The sequence below is a fragment of the Tepidibacillus sp. HK-1 genome, from assembly GCF_001748485.2.
Classification (GTDB): domain Bacteria; phylum Bacillota; class Bacilli; order Tepidibacillales; family Tepidibacillaceae; genus Tepidibacillus_B; species Tepidibacillus_B infernus.
In genome coordinates this window covers 132675-158602 of the sequence record NZ_BDGM02000003.1, presented here as the reverse complement: position 1 = coordinate 158602, position 25928 = coordinate 132675, and the positions used below count along the sequence as shown (strand labels likewise).

Annotated in this window: 31 protein-coding genes and 1 riboswitch; of the genes, 23 read left to right on the top strand and 8 right to left on the bottom strand. The window is 35.5% G+C overall.

Features of this window, described 5'->3' with window-relative positions:
- Positions 1-14: 14 nt before the first annotated feature.
- From BEN26_RS02535 to lpdA, 20 genes are all read left to right on the top strand, one after another.
- Positions 15-2558, top strand: coding sequence for a molybdopterin-dependent oxidoreductase (locus tag BEN26_RS02535; RefSeq protein ID WP_069799391.1), 2544 nt, complete (start codon positions 15-17; stop codon positions 2556-2558).
- 28 nt (positions 2559-2586) lie between these two features.
- On the top strand, positions 2587-3273 hold the full coding sequence (locus tag BEN26_RS02530; protein WP_069799389.1) for a 4Fe-4S dicluster domain-containing protein: 687 nt from the start codon (positions 2587-2589) through the stop codon (positions 3271-3273).
- 18 nt (positions 3274-3291) lie between these two features.
- Positions 3292-3909 (top strand): TorD/DmsD family molecular chaperone, encoded by a 618-nt coding sequence (locus tag BEN26_RS02525; RefSeq protein WP_069799387.1) that lies wholly within the window; start codon positions 3292-3294, stop codon positions 3907-3909.
- 63 nt (positions 3910-3972) lie between these two features.
- Positions 3973-5073, top strand: a complete 1101-nt coding sequence (locus BEN26_RS02520; RefSeq protein WP_069799385.1) for a 4Fe-4S dicluster domain-containing protein — start codon at positions 3973-3975, stop codon at positions 5071-5073.
- A 66-nt stretch (positions 5074-5139) separates the two neighbouring features.
- The gene (locus BEN26_RS02515; RefSeq protein ID WP_069799383.1) at positions 5140-5328 is read left to right on the top strand and encodes a twin-arginine translocase TatA/TatE family subunit; all 189 of its coding nucleotides are present in this window, start codon (positions 5140-5142) and stop codon (positions 5326-5328) included.
- Between the two features lie 229 nt (positions 5329-5557).
- Complete coding sequence (locus BEN26_RS02510; RefSeq protein WP_069799381.1) at positions 5558-6514, top strand: permease; 957 nt, start codon at positions 5558-5560, stop codon at positions 6512-6514.
- A gap of 74 nt (positions 6515-6588) precedes the next feature.
- Positions 6589-6831 (top strand): thioredoxin family protein, encoded by a 243-nt coding sequence (locus tag BEN26_RS02505; protein ID WP_068725389.1) that lies wholly within the window; start codon positions 6589-6591, stop codon positions 6829-6831.
- A gap of 108 nt (positions 6832-6939) precedes the next feature.
- Positions 6940-7070: riboswitch (molybdenum cofactor riboswitch) on the top strand.
- A 90-nt stretch (positions 7071-7160) separates the two neighbouring features.
- Positions 7161-7961 (top strand): molybdate ABC transporter substrate-binding protein, encoded by an 801-nt coding sequence (gene modA, locus BEN26_RS02500; protein ID WP_255421841.1) that lies wholly within the window; start codon positions 7161-7163, stop codon positions 7959-7961.
- Between the two features lie 2 nt (positions 7962-7963).
- Complete coding sequence (gene modB, locus BEN26_RS02495; RefSeq protein WP_069799378.1) at positions 7964-8641, top strand: molybdate ABC transporter permease subunit; 678 nt, start codon at positions 7964-7966, stop codon at positions 8639-8641.
- Complete coding sequence (locus tag BEN26_RS02490; RefSeq protein WP_069799376.1) at positions 8642-9715, top strand: sulfate/molybdate ABC transporter ATP-binding protein; 1074 nt, start codon at positions 8642-8644, stop codon at positions 9713-9715.
- 190 nt (positions 9716-9905) lie between these two features.
- Entirely contained in the window at positions 9906-10670 is a 765-nt protein-coding gene (locus tag BEN26_RS02485) for an acyl-CoA dehydratase activase-related protein (protein ID WP_220126398.1), read from the top strand.
- A gap of 112 nt (positions 10671-10782) precedes the next feature.
- Positions 10783-11154, top strand: coding sequence for a 2-hydroxyacyl-CoA dehydratase (locus tag BEN26_RS02480; RefSeq protein ID WP_069799374.1), 372 nt, complete (start codon positions 10783-10785; stop codon positions 11152-11154).
- A gap of 10 nt (positions 11155-11164) precedes the next feature.
- Entirely contained in the window at positions 11165-11464 is a 300-nt protein-coding gene (locus BEN26_RS14020) for a BadF/BadG/BcrA/BcrD ATPase family protein (protein WP_255421840.1), read from the top strand.
- Positions 11465-11467: 3 nt separating this feature from the next.
- Positions 11468-12142, top strand: a complete 675-nt coding sequence (locus BEN26_RS02475) for an acyl-CoA dehydratase activase (RefSeq protein WP_308789513.1) — start codon at positions 11468-11470, stop codon at positions 12140-12142.
- A gap of 85 nt (positions 12143-12227) precedes the next feature.
- On the top strand, positions 12228-12581 hold the full coding sequence (locus BEN26_RS02470) for a carboxymuconolactone decarboxylase family protein (protein WP_069799372.1): 354 nt from the start codon (positions 12228-12230) through the stop codon (positions 12579-12581).
- A gap of 52 nt (positions 12582-12633) precedes the next feature.
- Entirely contained in the window at positions 12634-12891 is a 258-nt protein-coding gene (locus BEN26_RS02465; RefSeq protein ID WP_069799370.1) for a hypothetical protein, read from the top strand.
- A gap of 73 nt (positions 12892-12964) precedes the next feature.
- The gene (locus BEN26_RS02460; RefSeq protein WP_069799367.1) at positions 12965-13444 is read left to right on the top strand and encodes a permease; all 480 of its coding nucleotides are present in this window, start codon (positions 12965-12967) and stop codon (positions 13442-13444) included.
- A gap of 1 nt (position 13445) precedes the next feature.
- Positions 13446-13991, top strand: a complete 546-nt coding sequence (locus BEN26_RS02455; RefSeq protein ID WP_069799365.1) for a permease — start codon at positions 13446-13448, stop codon at positions 13989-13991.
- Positions 13992-14006: 15 nt separating this feature from the next.
- Positions 14007-15047 (top strand): cation diffusion facilitator family transporter, encoded by a 1041-nt coding sequence (locus BEN26_RS02450; protein ID WP_181482162.1) that lies wholly within the window; start codon positions 14007-14009, stop codon positions 15045-15047.
- Positions 15048-15071: 24 nt separating this feature from the next.
- The gene (gene lpdA / locus BEN26_RS02445) at positions 15072-16502 is read left to right on the top strand and encodes a dihydrolipoyl dehydrogenase (RefSeq protein ID WP_069799363.1); all 1431 of its coding nucleotides are present in this window, start codon (positions 15072-15074) and stop codon (positions 16500-16502) included.
- A gap of 24 nt (positions 16503-16526) precedes the next feature.
- Here lpdA and BEN26_RS02440 read toward each other — a convergent pair whose 3' ends face one another.
- Both BEN26_RS02440 and arsC (BEN26_RS02435) read right to left on the bottom strand, forming a co-directional pair.
- Entirely contained in the window at positions 16527-16898 is a 372-nt protein-coding gene (locus BEN26_RS02440) for an ArsR/SmtB family transcription factor (protein WP_069799361.1), read from the bottom strand.
- Between the two features lie 3 nt (positions 16899-16901).
- Entirely contained in the window at positions 16902-17345 is a 444-nt protein-coding gene (arsC, locus tag BEN26_RS02435) for an arsenate reductase (thioredoxin) (RefSeq protein ID WP_069799359.1), read from the bottom strand.
- Between the two features lie 380 nt (positions 17346-17725).
- Between arsC (BEN26_RS02435) and BEN26_RS02430 the strand changes: the two genes are divergently transcribed.
- A complete protein-coding gene (locus BEN26_RS02430; RefSeq protein WP_255421839.1) occupies positions 17726-18139 on the top strand; it encodes an MFS transporter in 414 nt (137 codons plus the stop codon).
- Positions 18140-18355: 216 nt separating this feature from the next.
- Here the strand turns inward: BEN26_RS02430 and arsB are convergent, their stop codons facing one another.
- From arsB to BEN26_RS02415, 3 genes are all read right to left on the bottom strand, one after another.
- A complete protein-coding gene (arsB, locus tag BEN26_RS02425) occupies positions 18356-19414 on the bottom strand; it encodes an ACR3 family arsenite efflux transporter (RefSeq protein WP_069799355.1) in 1059 nt (352 codons plus the stop codon).
- A gap of 129 nt (positions 19415-19543) precedes the next feature.
- Positions 19544-20350, bottom strand: a complete 807-nt coding sequence (locus BEN26_RS02420) for a sulfite exporter TauE/SafE family protein (RefSeq protein ID WP_069799353.1) — start codon at positions 20348-20350, stop codon at positions 19544-19546.
- Between the two features lie 12 nt (positions 20351-20362).
- Positions 20363-20971, bottom strand: a complete 609-nt coding sequence (locus tag BEN26_RS02415; protein WP_069799351.1) for an FmdE family protein — start codon at positions 20969-20971, stop codon at positions 20363-20365.
- Between the two features lie 977 nt (positions 20972-21948).
- Here BEN26_RS02415 and BEN26_RS02410 point away from each other — a divergent pair.
- Complete coding sequence (locus BEN26_RS02410) at positions 21949-22557, top strand: TetR/AcrR family transcriptional regulator (protein WP_069799350.1); 609 nt, start codon at positions 21949-21951, stop codon at positions 22555-22557.
- Positions 22558-22599: 42 nt separating this feature from the next.
- Here BEN26_RS02410 and BEN26_RS02405 read toward each other — a convergent pair whose 3' ends face one another.
- Together BEN26_RS02405 and arsC (BEN26_RS02400) are read right to left on the bottom strand one after the other, a co-directional pair.
- Positions 22600-22941: an ArsR/SmtB family transcription factor gene (locus BEN26_RS02405; RefSeq protein WP_068727576.1), complete on the bottom strand. Its 342-nt coding sequence runs from the start codon at positions 22939-22941 to the stop codon at positions 22600-22602.
- Between the two features lie 33 nt (positions 22942-22974).
- The gene (gene arsC, locus BEN26_RS02400) at positions 22975-23418 is read right to left on the bottom strand and encodes an arsenate reductase (thioredoxin) (RefSeq protein WP_069799348.1); all 444 of its coding nucleotides are present in this window, start codon (positions 23416-23418) and stop codon (positions 22975-22977) included.
- Positions 23419-23677: 259 nt separating this feature from the next.
- Here arsC (BEN26_RS02400) and BEN26_RS02395 point away from each other — a divergent pair, with 259 nt between their 5' ends.
- Positions 23678-24310, top strand: coding sequence for a ferredoxin-thioredoxin reductase catalytic domain-containing protein (locus BEN26_RS02395; RefSeq protein ID WP_069799346.1), 633 nt, complete (start codon positions 23678-23680; stop codon positions 24308-24310).
- Positions 24311-24522: 212 nt separating this feature from the next.
- On the opposite strand, the gene BEN26_RS02390 is transcribed toward BEN26_RS02395, so the two are convergent.
- Positions 24523-25896, bottom strand: a complete 1374-nt coding sequence (locus BEN26_RS02390; RefSeq protein ID WP_069799344.1) for an RsmF rRNA methyltransferase first C-terminal domain-containing protein — start codon at positions 25894-25896, stop codon at positions 24523-24525.
- Between the last annotated feature and the right edge of the window lie 32 nt (positions 25897-25928).

Sequence of the window (25928 nt, the reverse complement as noted above, 5' to 3'; positions counted from 1 at the left end):
GGAGGTGGAAAAATATGCAATTATCAAGAAGAAGCTTTTTAAAAGCAACTGCTGCAACTGGATTATTAGCTGCAGGAATGAAGTCGGTACAACCATCCTTAACTGCATTTGCAGATGGCAATCAAAATAACGATACCTCTTTGAAAGGGGAATGGAAAGCATCAACATGTCAAGGTTGTACATCATGGTGTCCTGTTCAGGTTTATGTGGTGAATGGCAGAGCAATCAAGGTGAGAGGGAACCCTTTTTCAAAAGCAAACCATGGGAAGATCTGCCCAAGACCTCATTTAGCACTACAACAGTTGTACGATCCCGATCGTGTTAAAGTACCGATGAAAAGAACAAATCCCAAAAAGGGTAGAAATGAAGATCCACAATTTGTACCTATTTCATGGGAAGAAGCAATCGATACCATTACTAATAAAATGATCGAATTAAGAAAAACAGGGGAAACCCATAAATTTTTGGTATTACGTGGACGTTATTCTTATCTAAATGGAACGATTTATGATGCCATGCCAAAAATTTTTGGCTCACCAAATGGAATCTCTCACAGTGCAATTTGTGCCGAGGCAGAAAAATTTGGTCCATATTTTACTGAGGCATATTGGGATTATCGCGATTATGACTTAGCAGAAACGAGATATGTATTATTATGGGGAGGAGATCCGATTGCATCAAACCGCCAAGTTCCCCATGCGATGAATGTTTGGGGAGATGTTATGGACCGGGCAAAAGTAGCCGTTGTCGATCCAAGACTATCTGCCACAGCTTCGAAGGCTGATGAGTGGTTACCTGTCATTCCAGGTGAAGATGGGGCTTTAGCAGTAGCAATCGCTCATGTGATTCTTGTAGAGGGCTTATGGAATAAAGAATTTGTTGGGGATTTTGTAGATGGTGTTAATCAATTCAAAAAAGGAGTCACCATCGCCGAAGATTCATTTGTTGAAAATTACACATATGGGCTAATCAAGTGGTGGAACTTAGAATTAAAAGATCGTACACCAGAATGGGCTGCAGAAAGGTCAGGTATTCCTGCAGAACAAATTAGAAGAGTTGCCGTAGATTTTGCTAAAGCGGCTCCTCGGGCAATTTCTTGGTTATCACCTGGCGCTTCCATGCAGGTTCGTGGTGGATATATTGCAATGGCTACACATGCATTAAATGGATTAGTTGGTTCGGTTGAAAATGTTGGTGGAACATTACGATCTGCTAGTGTTCCTGTGGATGATAAACCGCCGGCCTATGATAATTACCAGGATGAAATCGCAAAAACCAATTCTCACAAACAGAAAATTGACCAAAGGGGTTACAAAGAATTCCCAGCATTAAAGAAAGGAAAATCAGGTGGTGGTGTAGTTACCAATCGAACTGCCGATGCTATCCTAAATGAAGATCCATATGACATAAAAGTAGCCATTGGTTATTGGAACAATTTTGCTTTTTCTGCTGCAGGGGCTGATCGTTGGGAAAAAGCATTCAGTAAAATCCCATTCTTTGCACATATTACCGTAAACCCAGCAGAGACGACCCAATTTGCAGATATCGTATTACCTGCTGCTCATCAATTATTTGAAAAATTAAGCTTTATTAAAAACAAACAAAATAAATATTCGTATGCCTCTTTAACCAATCGTGTAATTGAGCCGATGTGGGATGTAAAAATCGATGAAACAGAAATCCCATGGTTAATCGCAGAATCACTAGCAAAAAAAGGGTTCCCAAATCTATTTGATTATTATAAAAATGAATTTAAAGATCCGGAAACTGGAAAATCACCAACAAATGGTTGGGAATTCACTCTATATGCAACCAAAATGAAAACCAAAGATGTCTGGGATCCAACTGTTGAGAAAAAGGGTGATTTATTAAAAGGTTGGGATGATTTTGTTGCAAAAGGGGTTTGGAATTCTGTTGAAGCTCCATATAAAAAACATTGGGAAGATTTCGAAACGAAGACGAAGAAGTTTGAATTCTATAGTGAAACTTTAAAAGAGGCACTTCAACATCATGCAGAAAAACACCAAGCAGATATTGACGATATTATGAAAACGACAAAATATTTAGCTCGTGGTGAAATAGCTTTTATTCCCCATTATGAAGAGGCGTTTCGCTGGGGAGACGAAAAAGAATATCCATTTATTTTCTTTGAACATCGTTCAAGATTAAATCGGGAGGCTCGTTCGGCTAATACCTTATGGTATCAAGAATTTAAAGATGCAGATCCTGGTGATGAATCTTGGGATGATGTAGCAAAAATTAATCCAGTTGATGGAGTAAAATTAGGAATTAAAACAGGGGATAAGATTAAAATTACTTCTCCTACAGGTTCCGTTACATGTACGGCTAAATTGTGGGAAGGGGTAAGACCAGGGACTGTAGGCAAATGTTATGGACAAGGTCACTGGGCTTATGGCCGAATTGCTGCCTTAGACTACAATAAGAAGATTGCTAGAGGTGGCAATAACAACAAGATACTTCCTGCAGACTATGAGCGATTGAGTGGAAGCACAGCACGTCACGGTGGAACAACAAGAGTAAAAATTGAAAAAGCTTAATAGAAAAAACTTGCGGAGGTGATAATAAATGGCTCGATACGCAATGGTAATCGATTTGCATAAATGCGCTGGATGTAGTGCTTGCCAAATATCATGTAAGAATGAAAATAACGTATCTGAAGGAATGTTTTGGTCTTGGCATATCACAAGAACAACAGGAACCTTCCCTAATGTCAAATATGAATATGTTCCTACTTTATGTAACCACTGTGAAAATGCTGCATGTGTGAAGGCTTGCCCGACAGGAGCGATGTATAAAGATGAAAACGGGTTAACCCTTCATGATCCAGATAAATGTATTGGTTGTAAGAGTTGTATGCAAGCTTGTCCATATGGTGTTATTAACTTTAATAAAAAAGAACCTCATGAATATTGGCGGAATAATGAAGCACTTATTAAGGGTGGAACTGCTAGTGGAAAAGAAACAGCAGAAAAATCTGGAGAGAAAATTCCCTATTATAATCCCGATCGTGCGAAAACATATGAGGGGATTCGACCCAAGGGAATCGTTGAGAAATGTACATTCTGTGATCATCGTTTAAAAGAAGGGGAGCAACCATACTGTGTCACTTCTTGTCCAGCTGATGCTAGATTAGTAGGGGACTTGGATGATCCAAATGATCCAATCCATGCAATGATAGCAAAATACAAAGTCTCTACATTAAAGCCGGAAAAGGGAACGAAACCAAAGGTATTCTATTTAAGAGAATATTAAAATGAGGGGGATCACATCATGACAATGGTTTTAGGCCAAGAAGTGCATATTACTAGAGCAAATATTTATAAAGTACTCTCTCATTTATATTATCAACCTGTAAAAGAAACAAGAGAGTTACTTCATCAATTAAGAGAAATCATGATGCAATATAATCTCTCACTTATTGGCCAAGTGGAGGAAATGACTAAGGATTTCCAAGCAAATGAAGATAATTTAATTCCTTTACAGGTTGAGCATGCCAAACTATTTATCGGACCATTTGATGTCCTAGCTTCACCCTATAGTTCTGTGTATTTAGATGGCGAGCGTAGAGTAATGGGTGATTCAACAGAAATTGCACTACATTATTATAGGGAAGCTGGATTAAGTATGGATAATCATTTTCTTGAACTCCCAGACCATATTTCTGTAGAATTTGAGTTTATGTATTATCTCATCTTTAAAGCAATTGAAAACAGTGATCCCCTTTATGATGATCTTCAAAAGAGGTTTCTACTGTCCCATCTGGGAGTATGGATTCCTCAATTTACAGATCGTATTGTGGAACGAGCAACAACAACATTTTACAAAGTACTTGGAGAGATTACAAATATCTTTATAAATCATGAGTTGCAACGAATTTCGGAAAATTAAAAAGATAGAGTATATCTTGTTCTGTTGAACGGATATACTCTCTTTTTCTAAGAGGTGGTCATCATGTGGCAATTTTTACTTGGTAGAATGATAAAAAAAGCGACAATCAGAACTAATCCTTCTGTATGCTTGCAGGTTCGTTATACTCAATCCAATTGCAAGTCTTGCCAAAACGCTTGTCCATATCAAGCGATATCAATTGATCGATCTAAGGTTGAAATAGAAAGTGAAAGATGTGATCAATGTGGAATATGTTCACATGTTTGCCCAACCCAAACTTTTCACCTTGAATCGGAAATGCTATCTGGTTATGAAAAAAAGATTCATGATAAGGAAACAGCGTGCTTTACTTGTCAAAAACAAGGAGAGGATTCAGATATCATTTTACCTTGTTTAAATGTGTTTACACCTGAATGGATAATGATGGCCACATTAAAAAAAATATCGGTACAATTGTATTGGGATGAAAAAGTTTGTAAAGATTGTCAAGTGAAATGGGATTCACAGGTTTTAATGAATTGGATAGAAACTTGGAATCAACAATTTCAGGAGCAACCTAAATTCCAAGCACAGATCATCCATGAGAAAAGTCAGAAGAAAAGCAACTATAAATCGATTTCTCGCAGAGATTTTCTTATTGTCACAAAGAAACAAGTAAAACAACAGGTCGGCTCATTTATTTTTGATTCTTTTAAAGAAACATCGACCAAAGAGAAAATACCTTTTCAGCAAAAACGAGAGGTTTTGGTACAATTTATTCAAAAAATTACTCCTGATGATAAACAAGTAGATATTAAACTATTAGAACAGCTCAATATTGCTTATATTACTGTAGAGAATTCATGTACTTTATGTCAACGTTGCTCTATGATCTGTCCTACAGGAGCTCTACAGATTGAGAAAAATACCTACCAAAAATCGCTTCTTTTTAATCCGATAAAGTGTATAAACTGTGGTATTTGCACCACCCATTGTCAACATTTAAAACAACAGACTCATACTAAAATTTCCTATAGCGACTTAGAACAAATTCATACATTGATCACGAAAAAGCAAGATACCTGTCCATCATGTGGAGAATTAAAAAATGAAGATCAAGAATGTTGTGAGGATTGTCATTTAGTAAGAAAAAGTAGGGAAGGGTTGTTACAGACTTTATTTTAAAAAAACCACAAAAGTGACGCTTTCCTTCCAAGCGTATTCCGATTACTTTTGTGGGGTCCCATGAATATGGTAAAAGAAAACTTTGCTTTCTTGTGCTTATTGGTCCTTATTATCGCTTTAGTGATTTTTGGCCCGAGTAAACTACCAGAGATTGGACGAGCATTTGGACGTACATTATCTGAATTTAAGAAGTCAGCCAAAGAATTAACAAGTGATATAGATGAGACAATTGAAACGGAAAAAAACAAGGATTAGTACCTATGGAAAAGAGCTACCCTATAGTCATATTAAAGATTAGGTTAGCTTTTTTTGTTTTAAAAATAAAGTGTCTGATGATTTCCTTTCATTGCTCAACCAATTCTTATCATCTTAAGGAGCATTTTTTTATTGTAATCATTGACATAGTAAGTGAATATGATTATATTAGTATTTAGTTATATAATTATTTAATAATCAATTCGTTTGATGGGAATGGAGGGAGAGTATGATATACCGATTTGCGGAATGGTTGGTTGTGGATCTGTTTGGATTATCCATGGATTCAAGATTAGGTCAGTCTGTTCACTTTTTTATTTACGATACAACCAAAATTATATTATTATTGGCCACCATGGTTTTCGTCATATCATACATACGCAGTTTTTTTCCGCCAGAACGAACCAAGAGGTTTTTAACTGGGAAAAACGAGTATGTCGGGAATACTTTAGCAGCACTACTCGGGGTGGTTTCGCCGTTTTGTTCTTGCTCTACTGTACCGATTTTTATCGGCTTCTTAGAAGCAGGTGTGCCACTTGGAGTTACATTTTCTTTTTTAATCTCCTCCCCAATCGTGAATGAAGTGTCGTTAGTCATGCTATTTGGTTTGTTTGGATGGAAGATTGCTTTACTTTATATGTTTAGTGGAGTGGTTATTGCAATCTTTGCTGGAATATTCATTGGAAAATTAAAATTGGAGAATCAAGTAGAAGAGTACGTATATCATATTCAGTCTATTCCAGAAGAAGCAGCAACAATAGAAATGATCACTTGGAAAGAGAGAGCAAGGGATTCGTGGGATAATGTGAAAGACATATTAAGTCGAGTTTGGATTTATGTCATGATTGGAATTGGAATAGGAGCGGTCATTCATGGGTATGCGCCAGAAGATTTGTTAGTTCGTTATGCTGGAAAGGATAACTTTTTTGCCGCTCCCATTGCCACGTTAATCGGTGTACCCTTATATTCGAATGCTGTTGGTTCAATTCCTGTTATTGAGGCACTATTAGAAAAGGGGGTAGCGATCGGTACGGCATTATCTTTTATGATGGCGATGACAGCATTATCCTTGCCAGAAGTGATTCTTTTACGAAAGGTGATTAAGCCAAAACTGATCGGTTATTTCTTGGGAATTGTATCTCTTAGTATTGTCGGTATTGGTTACCTATTTAACGCTATTTTATAAAGAGAACTTTATCTGGATTATTTTTTGAAATAATTTGTATTTAGGTTAAAAATATCAAATATGGAGGGATTTAGATGTTAGAAATAAAAATCTTAGGAATGGGTTGCAAGAATTGTGTTCGGTTACAGAAAGAAGTAGAGGCAATTATGGAGGAAAATCAATTAAAAGCTAATATTCAAAAGATTCAGGATGTACCTGGAATCATGAAATACGGCATTATGAGTACGCCTGGTTTAGTAATCAATGAAAAGGTAAAATCCTTTGGTCGAATTCCGAAAAGGGAGGAAATTCTCCAATATATTAAAGAGGAATTGTAATACATGGGTATTCGCTAGCCTTATTCAAGGTTAATCTTGAATAAGGCAGTAATATTTGATATGCTACATTATGGATAATTGTAAATATATCAGATAATACTATTAACTATATAGAAACTTCTTCGAGCATATTAGCCTAAGGTTAATCTATGGCTGGTACGCCTGAGCAGTTAGCTCACAGGGTATATCTGGAAACGGATATGCCTTCCGTTATGAAAAGAAGGGGGGATTTTTATAGATTAAACTTAATCCTACTCTGAATAGAGTAGTTTTTTTATGCTTAGAGTTTAAGATATATAATAAATATGTTAAAGAAGGAGAGAGTCATTTTGAAACGATTTACATATCTATTAACTTTCTTACTATTATCTGTGATTATTTTTTCAGGATGTATGAATCCAGAAAATACTGGATTATCATCTGATCATTCAAACCATTCTCCAGAACTAACTGTTGCAGCAGCAGCTGATTTAAAGTTTGCATTTACAGAAATAGGGAAATTATTTGAAAAAGCAACCAACAGCAAGCTGATATTTTCTTTTGGCTCTACAGGTCAATTAACAGATCAGATTGAAAATGGCGCCCCCTTCGATGTGATTGCAGCAGCTAACATTGAATATGTTGACCGTTTAAGAAGTAAAAATATGATTATTGATGATACTCAACAAATTTACGGTGTTGGAAGAATCGGATTAGCAACATTAAAAACGAATCCTATCGAAGTTCAGACTTTAAACGATCTTCTAAAACCAGAAATCAAAAAAATAGCGATTGCCAATCCTGAACATGCTCCTTATGGTATAGCAGCTAGACAGGCTCTAGAATCAGCAGGCTTATGGGAAAAGGTAAAGGAGAAACTAGTATATGGTAAAAATATTTCCGATACCTTAATATTAATTGAAACAGGCAATGCAGATGCTGGGATTATCGCATTATCCATTTCAAAAAACGAAAAAATTAATTTTTATTTAATTGATGATACACTACATACACCGATTAAACAAGCCATTGCTGTGGTTAAAGGAACCAAACAAGAAGATCTGGCTCGTTCTTTTATCAATTACGTAAATAGCAAAGAAGGTAGGGCCATTATGAAAAAATATGGTTTTATTCTTCCAGAGGAGAATTAAAAATGGATGGCATCAGTCTATTTTCATTATACCTTTCATTAAAAGTTGCATTTACGGCAACATTCTTTAGTATGTTGATTGGTATACCAATTGCTTATTATTTGAGTAGATCAACAGGAAAATTAACGGATTTTGTTGATACAATCATTACACTTCCAGTGGTATTACCACCAACTGTCTTAGGTTATTATCTATTAGTTCTATTAGGAAGGCAGAGTTTTATCGGAAAATTTCTAGAAAGTAAATTTGATATGATGATTGTTTTTACCCCGACAGGAGCAATTATTGCAGCAATGGTTGTATCCATTCCCTATATGATTAAATCTGTACGAACAGCCTTTTTAGATATTAACCCTGATCTTATAAATGCTGCAAGAGTTCTTGGCAGGACAGAATTAAATATTTTTTTTGAAATTATGATTCCAATTTCATGGAGGGGAATCGCATCGGGCATAGCACTTAGCTTTTCCCGAGCTCTAGGTGACTTTGGTACAACTTTAATGGTTGCCGGTAATATTCCATATCAAACAACAACAATGCCGATCGCTATTTATGATGCTTTAATATCTGGAAATCATGAATTAGTTAATTTATTGGTTTTCATTATGACGATGATTTCTATTACAGTTTTATTTCTTATCAATCGTTTAGAAAAAAGAATGATTAAAGGACGATTATAAATGCTGGACATTTCTTGTAAAAAACAGATGGGTGATTTTCTTCTAGATATTACATTTCAATTCAAAAATGGTGTTCTTGGTATTCTTGGGCCATCAGGAAGTGGGAAAAGTTTAACTTTACAATGTATTGCTGGATTAATCACACCTGATTCAGGCCATATCACTTTAAATGGAAGAACTTTTTTTAGTTCTAGTGAAAAGATCAATATCCCTTCGCGATTGCGGAAAGTTGGTTATATGTTTCAGAATTATGCTCTTTTCCCTCATTTAACGGTTGAAGAAAATATAGCTTTTGGTATACATCAAATTGAAAAACATCAAAGAAAAGTGCTTGTTCATGACATGTTAAAAAAAATGAAATTGATCGGATACGAGCAACATTATCCATCCCAACTTTCAGGGGGACAACAACAGAGAGTAGCCCTTGCCCGAACACTGATTACTGAACCTGAAATTCTACTTTTAGATGAGCCTTTTTCTGCTTTAGATAGCCATATAAAACATTTACTTGAACAAGAACTTTTGGAAATAATTAGAAACAACTTTTCAGGAATCATTCTTCTTGTTACTCATAATATTGAAGAAGCTTATCGTTTGGCTGATCAGATTCTTATTTTATCCCATGGCCAAACCGTTCAATTAGCGAATAAAAAGGAAATTTTTTATCATCCCGCTTCGTTAACTGCTGCTGAATTAGTTGGTTGTAAGAATATACTTGATGTTGATCGTATTGAAATAGAAAATGAGAAGTATATGATTGGGTCAGGAACTCTTCGATTAAAGGTAGAAAATGACAAATCCTATTTTTCTTCTCGATTAATAGCGGGTATTCATGCTCATGATTTATCGATAAGCAGAGAAAAATTAGCTCCAAAAGGAAATTCATATCTTTGTAACATTATAGGTTCAGTAGAAGGAGTTATTTATAACACATTAGTTGTACAGTGTGAAGGACAGATTTTTCATGTTGATATCACAAAGAATGAATATAAAAGAATAATGAAAGAAAGAGAACAGACATATTATCTTCATTTTCCTTCTGATAAGATTTTTCTAATGAAAAAAGAATTGTAATAACATAAAACATCAAAGCTCATAAGATGTAAAAGGGGTGACTAAATCGTCACTCTTTTTTATTTTCATCTAAAATTGAAATCGGAATTGTTACTATTATATTGATAACCATTGACTAATTTGTATATAATTATATAATAATATTTAGACGATATCGTCTATAGCGAAGCGGAAGAAAGGAGGAGAAATAATGAGAGTCGGAATACCAAGAGCGCTTTTATACTATTACTACATTCCATTTTGGCAACCATTTTTCGAGTCTTTGGGAGTTGAAGTAGTGATATCGGATGAAACGAACAAAGGAATATTGAATCAGGGAGTGAAAGAATCTGTTTCGGAAATCTGTGTACCTATCAAAATCTTCGTTGGTCATGCTAGAAGCCTTTTGAAAAAAGGGGTCGATTATATTTTTGTACCACGAATGGTTTCTATTTATTCTGGAGAATATTTTTGTCCTAAGTTTATGGGACTTCCTGATTTAGTTCGCCACGGGGTAAAAGAAATAGATAAGAAACTGATTTCTGTGTCCATAGACGCAAAGGATGATGACATTAGTCATTACAAACAATACTTACCTTTGGCAAAACAACTAGGAGTTAGTGAATCGCAAGTAAAAGAAGCTGCAAAAATTGCAGGGGAAAAATGGCGAGTATTCCGTACGATTAACAAAATGGGGTACATCATTCCAGAGGCAATGAAGATGGTTGATACGAAGCAACGATTAAATCTCGTTCCGAAACATGATCGGAATAAGATAAGACTAGGCCTTATGGGATACGTTTATAATATTTACGACCCATTTGTCAACATGAATATCATAGAAAAATTAAAAGAGCTTGACATCGAGTTTATCACATTCGACATGATTGAAGAAAATGAATTAAGAGAGAATATCAAACATCTGAAAAAGCCTTTGTTTTGGACCTTTAGTATGACACCGAGATTCCTTTTTTAACGGTTCGGATCGATGAACATACGGGTGAAAATCATCTTCAAACTAGAATTGAGGCCTTTGTCGATATGTTAAAACGGAAAAAGTATCGATTAGAAAGGAGGAGAAAAGTTACATGAAGGTATCATTTCCATATATGGGAACCGTCATCATTTATAAAAAACTATTGGAATTATTAGGCCATGAAGTGATCGTCCCACCACGTCCCTATATTGAAATTGAAATTGGAGGACATGCAAAACAGAGTGTTGGAAGTATTGTTGACTTTAAAGATCGTGGTTTTGATGGAATCATACATTTGATGCCGTTTGGATGTTTGCCAGAACTGGTCACTCAAAGTGTTGTTCCAAAGGTAGCCAAAGAAAATAATATTCCAATATTAACATTATCTTTAGATGAACAAACAGGTCAGGCAAATAGCCGTACTAGAATAGAGGCCTTTATAGATTTAGTAAAAAATATGAAATCTTTGAAAGTGACCGCGTAAGGAGGAGGAAATGGTGAAGGCTTATTTGGGGATTGATGTAGGATCTGTGAGTACCAATGTGGTAGCGATAGATGAGAGTAATCAAGTCTTATTTCATAAGTATCTACGTACAAATGGGCAATCAATCGATTCAATAAAAAAAGGATTAGAATCACTAAAACAAAAATTAGATGCAAAGTATGTTATTAGCGGCGTTGGGACTACGGGAAGTGGTAGACAAATTGCTGGGGTCATGGTTGGGGCTGATGTTGTGAAGAACGAAATTTCGGCGCATGCTGTAGCAGCCATTCAATTGGTACCTAATGTATGAACCATTTTTGAGATTGGTGGGCAAGATTCTAAGATTATTTTTATAAAAGATAAAATGGTTTCTGATTTTGCTATGAACACGGTATGTGCAGCAGGCACAGGATCGTTTCTTGACCATCAAGCTGAACGACTAGGAATTGAAATTGAGCAATTTGGAGAAATTGCCTTAACTTCAAGTAATGATGTGAGAATTGCTGGGCGTTGTACCGTCTTTGCAGAATCGGATATGATTGCAAAACAACAATATGGATTTTCTAAAGCAGATATTATTCATGGTCTTGCGAATGCATTAGTACGTAATTATATTAACAATTTAGCAAGAGGTAAAAAATTAGAGCCGCCATTTGTATTTCAAGGAGGGGTAGCTGCAAACATTGCCATAAAAGCTGCTTTTGAAAAAGAAGTAGGGCATGAGGTAATTGTACCTAAGTATCATCATGTGATGGGTGCGATAGGTTCTGCGATTCTCGCAAGAGAAGAAGTAGAAAAAACCGGTAAACCTACTAACTTTAAAGGGTTCCATGCATTACAAACTGATTTTACTCCTTCAAGTTTTATTTGTCATAACTGTTCTAATCTATGTGAAGTCATAAAAGTAAAGATGAATGGTGAAACGGTGCCAATGTGGGGAGATCGCTGTGGGATGTGGCAGGAAAAAGTACAAAGAAGTGTCTCGTAAAAAAAAATTTAGCTTTTTATTCCATATATGAACATATGTTCATATATCTAAAATTAAAAAGAGGTATGAGAGGGGAAAACATAAAATGACAATTGAACAATTATTAGAACACATGAAACAGGAATCAGGTGCTAATCCAGTACCTATGGAATTATTAAGTAAAATAGATGAGAGCGCAGTATTTGAACATGTAAGTAATAAGAAGTGGTTAAATAGCAAAACAGCGATCCCGAATAAGTACAAACACTTGATGAGTATTGCTGTTGCGGCTGCATTAGGACAAGAACATTGTATTAAGACATATGTTAAAGGGGCGAAGCGTCAGGGATTTTCGAAAGAAGAGATTGCAGAGGCATTGTTTGTTGACCGTTTTGTAAAAGCGACATCCGTTATTTCCGCTTCTGTTCCTGCAATGGAAGCATTATTGAGTGAAGACTAGACTGATTTATTAGGGGGTTAATCACATTTATGTTAATGGAGGAGGAGTATTAATGTATTGGATTATTTTAATTATTGTTGCGGCTATCAGTCTTTTGATTGTAAATTATCTATTTTTTATGGGCAAAAAATTTAATTATGGTGGAGTGTGGTCCTCATCACTAGCAGCACTGATAGGTGCATGGTTAGGAGATATTCTCTTAGGAGATTGGGGATGGATGGCTTTAGGATATAACATTTTAGCAGGGTTTATTGGTTCTTTAGTGATTACTTATTTATGGGATTTAATTGCAGTAAAACGAAATAAGTAGGTTGGTAGAAATAGAGACATAAGAATTAGCTTAGGTTAACCCCCTTTTTAATTTTCAAGAAGGAGTTATCGAGATGGACAATTATCTGTTATATAGTCTTACCGTTCTCTTATTCATTTTATCCTTCTATAAGGATAAAACAAAAACAAAAAAAGCATTAAAAAAGGCATGGAAATCTTTTGAGGGGATTTTACCACAATTACTTACAATCAATTTATTCGTAGGAATTATTATTTCTGCATTAAATCCACAACTTATTTCACAATTGATTGGTGCGAAATCAGGGTGGTTAGGAGTAATTCTTTCAGCGGTGATTGGGTCCATCTCGTTAATTCCAGGATTCGTTGCGTTTCCAATGGCAGCTACTTTGTTGCAAAATGGTGCCGGTTATATGCAGATAGGAGCATTTATTTCTACCTTGATGATGGTGGGTATTATAACATTACCTGTTGAAATTCAATACTTTGGAAAAAAACTATCTTTTTTGCGAAACTCTTTTGCATTTCTATTTTCGTTTCTCGTAGCTTTTGTTCTTTCAAAGGTGGTGGGCTAGAATGACAAGTTTATGGAAAAGATATCGATTTTTTGTTCTCACAATCGTAGTTTTTGGGCTCATTCTCATTTTTTACCCGAACTATGGATATCGATCATTAAAAATCACAGGAAATGGCTTTAAGGAGATGGCCGTTTTATTGCCACCTATCTTTCTACTATTAGGGTTATTGGATGTTTGGGTTCCTAGAGAAACGATGATGAAATATATGGGGAATCGTTCTGGTATTGTTGGAGGCTTTCTATCATTCTTATTAGGTTCAGTGGCAGTTGGACCATTATATACAGCTTTCCCAATTGCTGGCATCTTCATGAAAAAGGGAGTTAAATACACAAATATATGTATCTTTATCGGTGCTTGGTCGACAACAAAAATTCCAATGTTAGTATTAGAATCAACATCTTTAGGATTAACTTTTACGGTAACAAGATTTATCGTCAATCTAGTTGGTATTGGAACGATAGCTTATTTATTAAACAAACTAGTTCCTGAAAACCAATTCGCTCAGATCTATCAAACTGAAATGAGAAAAGAAAGTATCCATTAAAAAGGAGAGATGGAAATGTCAAGAGAAGGAAATGCAATGGCACAACATAATCATGAGCAAGAGTCAGAGCATCAACATGAAGATAATCATGAACACGCCCATGGCCATGAACACAACCAAAATCAAGATACAAAAAGTTCTCATTCCCATGCTCATTCCCATGGTGCACATGTCCACGGGGGATCTAGTAAAGGGGAGATGAAAAAGGCGATTCTGCTTGCATCAACGATTCTCATTATTGAAGTTCTAGGCGGAATTATTTCAAATAGTTTGGCGTTAATTAGCGATGCGGGACATATGTTGACAGATGTCGCTTCACTATTAATCGCTTTTTATGCTATTCATAAATCGGAACAACAACCCAATGCACGAATGACATATGGATATCATCGTTCTGGTGTATTAGCTGCATTGATTAATGCATTATCCTTGTTGGTGATTACGGTTGTTATTGCATGGGAGGCATATGATCGTATTGTTCACCCAACAGCGATAGAGAATAGTAGCGTCTTATTTATTACTGCATCAATCGGTTTAGTTTTTAATCTATATATTGGTTGGAGTATGAAAGGGCATGAAAAGAATATAAACATAAAAAGTGCCATGTTGCATATCCTAGGAGATGCAGTCATCTCGGCTGGTGTGTTATTGAGTGGTATTATTATCTATTTCACAAACTGGTATCTATTAGATCCTATTATCAGTTTTCTCATTGCCATTGTTATTGGAATGAGTTCATGGAGAATTTTAAAGGAAACCTTTTTTATTCTTATGGAATCTACACCAGAACACTTATCTTTTGAACAAGTAGCAAGAGCAATGAAAATGCATGCACAAGTTCTGAATGTTCATGATTTGCATATTTGGAGTTTGACACCTGAACGCATTATGTTATCCGCACATGTTGTTATTCGAAATAATGTTGGAAGTGAAGTCAATCATGAGTTACAGGAAATACTTCGACACAAGTTTGGAATTAGTCATGTAACGTTACAAATAGAACATCAAAATGAAGTTAGACATTCTACGGATATGTTTTCTATGGATATAGGATAAAAAAAAGAAAGTGAGGAAGGATCAATGAAAATGAAGGAAGCAAACGTTTATGATCTTGTTTTTTTAGGTGGTGGTCCAGGAGGATATGTTGGTGCGATTCATGCAGCTCAATTAGGGTTAAAGGTTGCAGTAATTGAGAAGGATAAAGTAGGTGGTGTTTGCCTTCATCGAGGTTGTATCCCAACGAAAGCCCTGCTAAGAAGTGCAGAAATCTTTCGTAATACAATGGAGTCAATCCAATATGGTATTCTTACTGAAGGAACGCATTATGATTTTGCTAAAGTTCAAAGTCGAAAACAGAACGTTGTCGATCAATTGCATAAAGGGATAGAATTTTTATTTAAGAAAAATAATGTGAAACTGATCCATGGGTATGGTCAGATTTTAAGAAACCCTGGTGATTTAGATTTGCAGTATTTAGAAGTTAGAAAAGAAAATGGTGAAAAAGAAATTGCGACAACGAAAAAGATCATCATTGGCACAGGATCTCGCCCAAAAACATTGCCAGGATTAGCCATTGATGGTGAGTATATTATGACTAGTGATGAAGCTCTTGAAATGAGTTCCTTACCTAATTCAGCCATTATTATAGGTGGGGGAGTCATTGGAATGGAATGGGCTTCCATGTTACATGATTTTGGTGTAGAAGTAACAGTCATTGAATTCTTACCTCGAATTCTTCCGTTAGAAGATGAGGAAATCAGTAAAGAAATGACTCGAGTAATGAAGAAAAGGAAAATTAAAATTCATACCCAAACAGCTGTACTGCCTGAATCCATTCGAATAACTGATCGTCAAGTGGAATTAGACGCAAAAAATGGTGATCAAATCCTTCATTTTAAGGCAGAAAAAATACTTGTCTCTGTAGGACGACAGGCAAATATAGAAGGAATTGGGTTAGAAGATGTCAATGTAAAGGTGGAAAAAGGAGTCATTCAAGTCAATGAATATTTTCAAACAACCAATCCAGATATCTATGCGATTGGCGATGTAATTGGACGTCTTCAATTGGCTCACGTTGCTTCACATGAAGCAATGATTGCTGTTAATCATATCGCAGGGAAGAACCCTGAACCGATGGATTACCTTGCTATTCCTCGAGCAACATTTACAAATCCAGAGGTTGCTAGCTTGGGATTAACAGAACTTGAAGCAAAAGAGCAAGGCTATAATGTAAAGGTTGGGAAATTTCAATTACGAGGGAACGGTAAAGCCCTTATATATGGGGAAGTAGATGGTTTTATTAAGTTCGTGACCGATAAGACAACGGGCAAGATACTCGGTGTACACATGATGGGCCCTCATGTTACGGATATGATAACAGAGACAGCCGTAGCGAGAGTGATTGGAGCAACGGCTTCTCAAGTGGCACATACAGTTCATCCCCATCCTACATTATCTGAAGCAATCATGGAAGCAGGCTTGGATGTTCATGACGAAGCCATACATGCTTAATTAAAATGCAACAAAAAATCCCTTTTAAAGGGATTTTTTTTTGTTTTCATTTATAGGAAAGTTACAGCTTTCTCCTAAATCAAGGCATGTAAGCCATTCAGATAAATCAGGTAAATGTTCAATTAACGTTTGTAACATAGTCTCATCTTCATTTGGCTTTCTTAATGAATAATAAACCCATTGGCCCTGTTTCCGTTCTTTTACCAAATTTAACAATTTTAATTTTCGTAGGTGTTGGGAGATTGCTGGTTGAGAGACATCGAGTAATTCTGTTAGCTCACAAACACATAATTCTCTCACCTTTAACAAAGAAAATAGTGTGAGTCGTGTTTTATCTCCGAGTATCTTTAATAATTCTGCAATTTCTTCTAACTCATTGAGATGAGGATTATTCAATTATTACTCCTCCTTAGTGTTTTCCCTTGCTTCCTCAATAATATCATGAACGAGTTTATCAATAACATCTCTTGTTTTACGGAAGACGGACATAATCTCTTCTTCTGTACCGGTTGCCTTCGCAGGGTCTTCTAAAGGCCAGTGAATTCGTTTCACATGTGGTGGAGTATATGGACAACGTTCTTCTGCATCTCCACATAAAGTGATGGCATAAGAGGCTTTGTTCAAAAGCTCTGGATCGATAATTTCTGATTGATGCTGACTTATGTCTACACCAACTTCTTTCATGGACGCTACCGCTCTTGGATTGAGACCGTGCGCCTCTACTCCAGCACTGTAAATTTCAAAATCGCCATTTGCATATTTTTTTCCAAACCCTTCAGCCATTTGGCTACGGCAAGAGTTCCCTGTGCAAATAAAGTAGATGATTGGTTTATTTTTTGCCATGTTTGTATTCCTCGCATTCATCATTATTTCACTCGTGAATCGGTGATAAAAATATAAAGATATACTTATATATAAACAAAAAAAGGGGAAGAAAGCAAGTCCTTTACCCTGTTTTTACTTATTCTTTACATAAAATTAAATGCAAGAAAAAGTAAGCAACATATGAGATTAAGTTTTTAAAAATTAAAACGTTTTCCTCCTATAAACAACTGGATGATTCATACATGGGGATGGCCTATAGCTTGGAGAGTATGGGCTATATTATTAATATTTTTATTTGTACCACTAGCTTATTTTTTTATAAGAAATAAACCTGAGGATGTTCTATCTTAGATGAAAATGGGATTTCATCAACTGCTTCAGCCCTTATTTTAAGTCTTATGGCCATAATGGGTTTCCCCGTTGCGATGATTACAGGATTTATATTGGAAAGAGTTAAAAGTCATATGGTTTTAGCGGTAGTGTTTTTAGGTGAATTAATATTCTTATTTGTACTTCAGAATACTTATTCTATTAAATTTGCAATTTTATTTGGTTTTATTTGGGGTGTTGTAGGTGGATTTGAAAGGATCACTTTGAACATTATCTGGCCTAACTATTTTGGTCGAAAACATATAGGAAGTATCAAAGGTGTTGCAATGACAGCAACGGTTCTAGGTTCTGCCTTTGGGCCACTACCATTTGGGGTTGCCTATGATATGTTTGGAGATTACACTCAAATTATCTATATCATGATGATTTTTCCAGTTCTGGGAATTATAGCTTCATTAATTGCAACACCGCCCCAAAAATAGGTAAGTAAATTGAGACTATTCCTTATGTTATTAGCTATATTACATATTAAAAAGATTGAAAAATTTCTTTCTAGTAAATTGATGATAAAGCCAAAAGTATCCATTGCTTGAAAGTGTAGATTCTATATACTATGACGAAATAGAATGAATCTATTACTAACGAAAGAATAAGGGATGAGCCTATAAATCTCATAAGCTCATCCCTTAAATTATTGCTTATATTTTTTGAAATTGTTGAAAGTACTTTTTTTGAAACCACAATGCAACATTGACTAATCCAATCATTACTGGAACTTCTACTAAGGGACCGATTACAGCGGCAAAGGCTTCCCCAGAGTTGATTCCAAACACGCCAACTGCTACAGCGATCGCTAATTCAAAGTTGTTACTTGCAGATGTAAAGGACAACGTCGTAGAAATTGAATATCCTGCGCCTGTTTTCTTGCTGATATAGAAAGAAACAAGAAACATGACAACAAAATAAATTAATAACGGGATGGCAATCCGCACGACATCAAGAGGTAATTTAATGATCATATTTCCTTTTAATGAGAACATGACGATAATTGTAAAGAGTAAAGATATTAATGTAATCGGGCTGATTTTGGGAATGAAGTTTTTCTCATACCAATCTTTTCCCTTTGCTTTCACGAAGGAATAGCGAGTCACCATTCCGGCAATGAAAGGAACACCTAAGTAGATGAAGACGCTTTTGGCTACCTCTGCAATCGTGATATCAACTGCAAATCCTTTTAGACCAAACCAACTGGGTAATACGGTAATAAAGATGTACGTGTAAAGGGAATAGAATAAGACCTGAAAAATCGAGTTAAAGGCCACAAGTCCTGCTGCATACTCAGTATCCCCTTTGGCGAGATCATTCCATACGATGACCATCGCAATACAACGGGCTAATCCAATCATAATCAGACCAATCATGTACTCTGGATAGTCTCGTAAAAAGGTAATGGCTAAGAAAAACATCAGTAATGGACCGATAATCCAGTTTTGTACTAATGAAAGTCCTAAAACTTTTCCATTCCGAAATACTTGGCCCATTTCTTCGTAACGAACCTTTGCTAATGGAGGATACATCATTAAGATTAGACCAATAGCAATCGGGATGGAAGTCGTACCTACTTGTGCTTTGTTAAGTAAGGTTACCATTCCTGGGAACAAATATCCCGACCCAATTCCGATAATCATCGCCGCAAATATCCATACGGTAAGATATCGATCCAAGAATGATAATCTTTTTCCAACTTTCTCACTCAAGAACAAACACTCCTCACTTAAGAAATTTATGTAGTTAATATAATTACATACTTATATAATAAAATGAAAGTCCAAAAAAAACAAGATAGACCTTTATAAAGTTATGAAAGGTCTATCTCTACTTTGCTCTTAAAATAAGTCGAAAATAAGTTTTATTGCAATCAGTACAAGTGTAATGCCGTAAATTAATTTTACTGTTGAACCTTTTGCTTTTTTCACCATAAAATTGCTACCAATTTGCGAACCGATGATGACCGCGAGAATGGCTAAAAAGGTTAACCAACTTAACGGAAGACCTTTGCTTAGATGACCTAAATAGCCTGAAAATGAGGAAAAGGTAACGACGAAGGCTGTTGTTGCTGCTGCTTCTTTTGTTTTGTAACCTAGCATCATCAGGATTGGGGCAATAATAAATCCACCACCAACACCTAATAAACCGCCGATAAATCCAATTCCTGCTCCTGTGGATCCTCCGATGATTTGCTTCTGCCGAAGTGTGTATACCTTTGTTTCAGCTGTGGCCGCAATTTCACTTGAAGCGCCACTAGTGGCGACCAATTTTTGTTTTTTATTTGCCTTATTCAAGTCATAAAAAACTTTTAATGCAGCTATCAGTACAAGAATTGCAAATAATATGATTAATATAGGTTTTGAGATGTAAGGAGTAACCAATGCGCCAATTGGGGCAAAGATTACCGCTGTGACTCCCATGGGCCACATCCCTTTATAATCAACGAGTTTCGCTTTATGATAGGGGATAAGTGCTAATAAAGTGTTTAACCCGTTTAATAGTAATCCTAATGGAATGACGACTTCTTTGAAATCGAGTCCTGCCCATTTAAGGATTGGAATGTACACCATCCCCCCGCCAAGACCTAGCATGGCGAAGAGGAAGGAGGACAATAAAATGAGAATGAAGATAATTAAATTAAACATAGAATCACCTGATTAAACTTCCCAACCCGAACATGGAATACAAACTTTTTTATCCCCTTTAACTCGACCGTAAGCTTCAACCGTCATTTCCCCACATTCTTCACAGACGAAGGAATCGAAGGTATGTGCATGATTTTCTACTTGATAATCAAATACTTCGCCAATAATCAAAATCTTTTCATCTGGAGCATTCATTACCCCTTCTACCAATGGATCAGCAATTTCTGATGGAACGGAACTAGCTGGTAGGCCTTTCATCCGATAATCGCTAAAGAATTTCGACTTTTTATTGTTGGCCATGGCTTCCGCTTTTGGAGATACCCTTACTGCTTTTCCACTCTTGCGGTCAATAAGGGTAACACCCCATTTTCCGTAATTCAATTTTTGGATATTTCCTTTTCCTAATGTACAACCCGTAATCATCTGTACACCATCAGCAAAACAAGTAGCACAGTGGTCTTTTCCAATTTCGACCAAAGCGATAAGCTGCCCGTCTTGTGCGCGATTTACGCCTAATTTATTCATTGCAGCAGCTCCTACACGTAACCCCATTGGCATCGCTGGACATTTATGGCCGTGAAATTGTTGACCTGCTTCTAAATAATCTTTTGGATTTACCATTTTAATCTCTCCCATCCATCTTTTTAATATATTAGCAATTGCTAATCTATTTATATAGTAGACCGTTCAGTCTATAAATAGCAAGATGATTTTTTTGAACAGTTTGTGTCTGTTTATACTAATTCTAATAATAGTTGATTCATGTACTTCATCAATAAATTATGTAGTTTTAAACAAACTTTCAGAGTTAACAATTGTTGCGAAATCATGAAATATAATACTTTTAATAGTAGGTCAGAATGTTGTATGATATAAGTATATAGTAATATATAGAATAAATGGTCTATAAAAAATGTAGCAAGGAGAGAGGTGGTTAGGAATTACTTCTTAATAATTTTAAAAATAGGAGGCGATTGTAGGGGTTGTCACGCTTTACTTGAAAATTACGATTGACAGAATTTTTCTTGTTCTATTATTAATGTTTTGGTTGAAAATCGATATTCATCAAGCAATTATTATTAATGGTTTAGTCATGCTCTTAGCTTCCTTTCTATTCGTTCGTGGGAACAAGGAGTAAATTCTTCAAATTCCTAAAAATGTATTTTGGCCTGTTGCTATCTTTGCATTTATAGGGGGACTAGTAGGAAGAACGATTGGTAGTTTGCGGTCATTGGTTTATTAACGGGGCAAGTCCTTGTTGATTATTCCTTTTTTCAAGCCAAAATGTTTTCCTGGGCATGGATCTTTTATGTGGGAATCAGCCTGATCATGATTTTATTTGAGAAGAAATGGAGTCCAAAAGGCAAACAGATTATGTCTTATATTGTAGGTCCATTGTTAATCTTGGTTGTTTTCCGTTTATTCTTCTAACGGATCTTACGATAAATTAACGAAAACGGCAATTTTGTTAACTATTAATGGGGAAGCAAACGTCCGATGGTTCATTGTTACGTTTGCTTCTTTACTTCTTAGAATAAACTAGCTATTGATGAAGTGTCAGAGATATAATGATATCAAAAAACAAGGTGGAGCAAAATATGTTTTCTAATGAGGATAATAAGTCGAAAATTTTGCAGATCGCATTAGAGTTGTTTTCAAAAAAGGGTCTTGGGGAATCAACTGTTGATGAGATTGTAAAGATTTCTGGAACATCAAAGGGTACGTTTTATTATTACTTTAAAGGGAAAAACCAGTTGTTTTTAGAACTCTTGGAAACAGGAGTTGAATTTTTGATAAGTGAAATGAAAAAAAGAACAGAAAATGTTGAAAATAGTGGTTTTTTATATATTAAAAATAATGTAGATACCCAAGTAGATTTATTTATAGAATATCCCCATTTTTATAAATTGATGATGTCTGAGGTTTGGCATTTGGAAGAAATTTGGCATGAAGAAGTACAAAGAATTCGTAAACGTTATTTGTCGTATATAGAAGAAATTTTTGTTTGGGGACAACAACATCAATATATTCGTCAAGACATTGAGATTGAATTGATGGGACCAGCTCTTTTTGGAATGATTGGTCATATGAGCATGCATCAATTAATGACAGAGAAGATTTGCAATAAAGGGCATATCAAAAGGGCAGTTTATAGTGCATTTTTTAATGGGATTTTAACTAGACCTGATATAAATATAAAATTTTAAAGGTGAAATGAATCAAAAATAAATCCACCTAGTTTGGTGGATTTACTTTTTTGCTTCAGAAAAGTTACAGCTTTTTCCTTGATCTAGGATCATAATCATACTTGTCATATCGGGCAAATGGTCAATAATTGACTTGAGTAGTAGTTCATCTTCATTTGGTTTTCTAATAGAATAATGGACCCATTGTCCTACTTTACGTTCTTTTACAAGATTCAACAATTTGAGTTTCCTTAAATGTTGAGATATGGCTGGTTGCGAAACGTCTAATAGATCTGTTAATTCACACACACAAAGCTCTCTTACTTTTAGTAAAGAGAAAATCGTTAGCCTTGTTTTATCACCTAATATTTTAAGAATCTCAGCTTGTTTTTCAATCTCATTCATTTGTTCAGCTAGCTGTAAAGGTATAGTCAACAATCATTCCTCCTTTGCCGACTTCTTGGCCTCCTCAATCACATCATACACTAATTGGTCAATTTTGTCTCTTACTTCACGAAATACAGCCATGATTTCTTCTTCGGTTCCTGTTGCTTTGGCTGGGTCATGTAATGGCCAGTGAATTCGTTTTACATGTGGAGGTGAATATGGACAACGTTCTTCAGCATCCCCACAAAGTGTAATGGCATAAGCGGCGTTATTTAAGATTTCTGGATCAATAATATCTGAAGTATGGTTACTAATATCTACCCCAACTTCTTTCATCGCTTCAACCGCTCTTGGATTTAAGCCATGTGCTTCTACTCCAGCGCTATATACTTCTAACTCGCCATTTGCATATTTTTTCCCAAATCCCTCGGCCATTTGGCTACGACAAGAATTTCCTGTACAAATAAAATAAAGGATTGGTTTCTTTTTTGTCATGTTGTCATCCTCGCATTCTTTTTTATTTAAATTGTTCTATTCATTTGTAATAAAGATATAAGGATATACTTATATATAAGCAAAATAGAGGTGAAAAAGCAAGACCTCATCTTATTTTTCGTAAATTCTTTACAAAGAATTAATATTTTTATGAAGTAGAAGCGAAAAAATGAAGGTAGAAGGAGGAACGTAAAATACCTTGCGGGGTATTTTTAACTGTGTTAGAATTTACATGTTTGAATGAAAGGAGGTGAAATATATGGGTAAATTAAAAGCAAATCTTCGTATGTATAAAGATTTCTTTGGTGGATATATCAAATATCGTAAGAAGATTAATCAAGCTAGCCGATGGATTAACAAATATGCTGAAGTAAAAGGTTTATCTGTTAATCCACATAAAATGTATTTAACGAACTTAAAAATTTGGCTCGCTGAAAATGAAGAAATGTATGGTCAACGAATTTGTCCATGCTTTGAAGCGACAGGGGATAAAAAAATTGATCGTCAACTAGTGTGCCCATGTACATATGCAGCTCATGACATAGAAATACATGGAACCTGCCACTGTAATTTATTTGGAAGGAAAGATTTAACAGAGGAACAATGGAAAGAACAAGAATTGCGTATTATGAAGGAATACCGTATTCCTCTAAAGATTGAAGGTAAAACAGTGGATACTAGAAATGTTCCAATCGATCATTATCGAAATATGGATGTGCCTGACCCTGTTCATCAATTAAAACAAGCACTAAATCAATTGGATGGAACATTTAACATGATAGTAGAACGTGAGCAATCAGCAAAAAACATCATTCAATATTGTAAATTGAAAAATATAAAAGCTTCATATCAACAAAAAAATGATATATATCTCGTAACCATACAAAAATGATCGAAAAATAATATCCACCAGGCTGGTGGATATTTTTTGCTTCAAGATTAAGAAAGTATAACTTTCTTCCATTTGTCATTTAAGGGTTTGTATATTCCATAAGCTGCGACCTTCAGAAGTGCCCTTCTCTCCATAATCTTTATTCATAGAAGGGCACGGATGACGGAGTGCGATGGAATATACAAACCTTTTTTATAATGTCAAATGATTACTTACTTCCATCTTAATCCTTTTGGATAATGATTTTTTAACTGATGATTAGAAATTTTACCCCAGCCTAATGGGTAAGCATCGATCGTTACCAAAGTCCAGCCTGTCTGATTGGATTCTACTTGAAGTGTCTCTCCACGCAAATACTTTTCCGCCTGTTCTAAATTTAAAGGTAGGAACTGCCTTACATGATTTTTCGATAAAGCCATGGCTAAAGCATGACTAGGTTCAAATCTTTTTTTCTTTAATTCTCCTAAATGGAGACCTAATCGCTCCACTTTGATTCCTTTTAGATCTGGAAGACCATCAGGTACGAGATAAAGATGATCGCCAAAAGAGTGAAAAATCCCTTCATCAACCTCGTTCAAATGTTCCTTAGCAAATGAACGATAATATTGAACGGCTTCTGGTAAAGATTTAACTTGCATCGGCTTAAATGTGGCTTCTACTGTTGATTCTTTTTTATGTAGTTTCGCAATGAAATGACCTTCTCCCTGAATGTGATGTGGCCATAAGCGAAGGGTAAATTGAAGCTTAGATGAATCGTCATTTTCAACCCATTTTGGTTCACCACTTTTAAATAAACCTGCTAAAGTATCAGGGATTGGTTCAATTTCAAATTGAGGGTATTTATCAATAAACCTTGCAATCGTACCTTCGTTTTCTTCTGGAGCAAAGGTACAAGTTGAATATACCAATGTACCACCTGGTTTTAGCATTTTCTGTGCTTCATCTAAAATGTCTTGTTGACGAATAGCGCAATATTGGACGTGCGATTCAGACCATTCCGCAATCGCTTCAGGATTTTTACGAAACATTCCTTCGCCAGAGCATGGGGCATCTACTAGGATACGATCAAAGTATTCTGGAAAGATCTTGGCTAAATGTTTTGGAGATTCATTGGTAACGAGAATATGTTTTGCACCAAATCTCTCCAAGTTTTCTGATAAAGCCTTTACTCGTGTTGGATGAATTTCATTAGCTACTAGCAACCCTTTATCTTTCATTTTGGTGACAATATGTGTTGACTTCCCACCAGGAGCAGCACTTAGATCTAAGATTTTTTCACCAGGCTGTGGATCTAAAACCTCTGTAACAGCCATTGCACTAGGTTCTTGAATATAGTATAAACCAGCGGCATGGTATGGATGTTTACCAGGACGATCTTCTTCTTGATAATAAAAGCCTTCCGCTGTCCAAGGAACGACTTGAAGTTGGAAGGGTGAGAGAGATAAGAATTGGTCCGTGGTTAATTTTAAAGTATTTACTCTTAATCCCTGTGTATGTGATTGTTCGTAGGTTTTGATAAAAGATTCATAATCTTTATTTAAATACTGTTTCATTCTTGATTTAAATGTTTCTGGTAACTGATGCATAAAGAATTCTCCAATCTATATGAATAAACTAT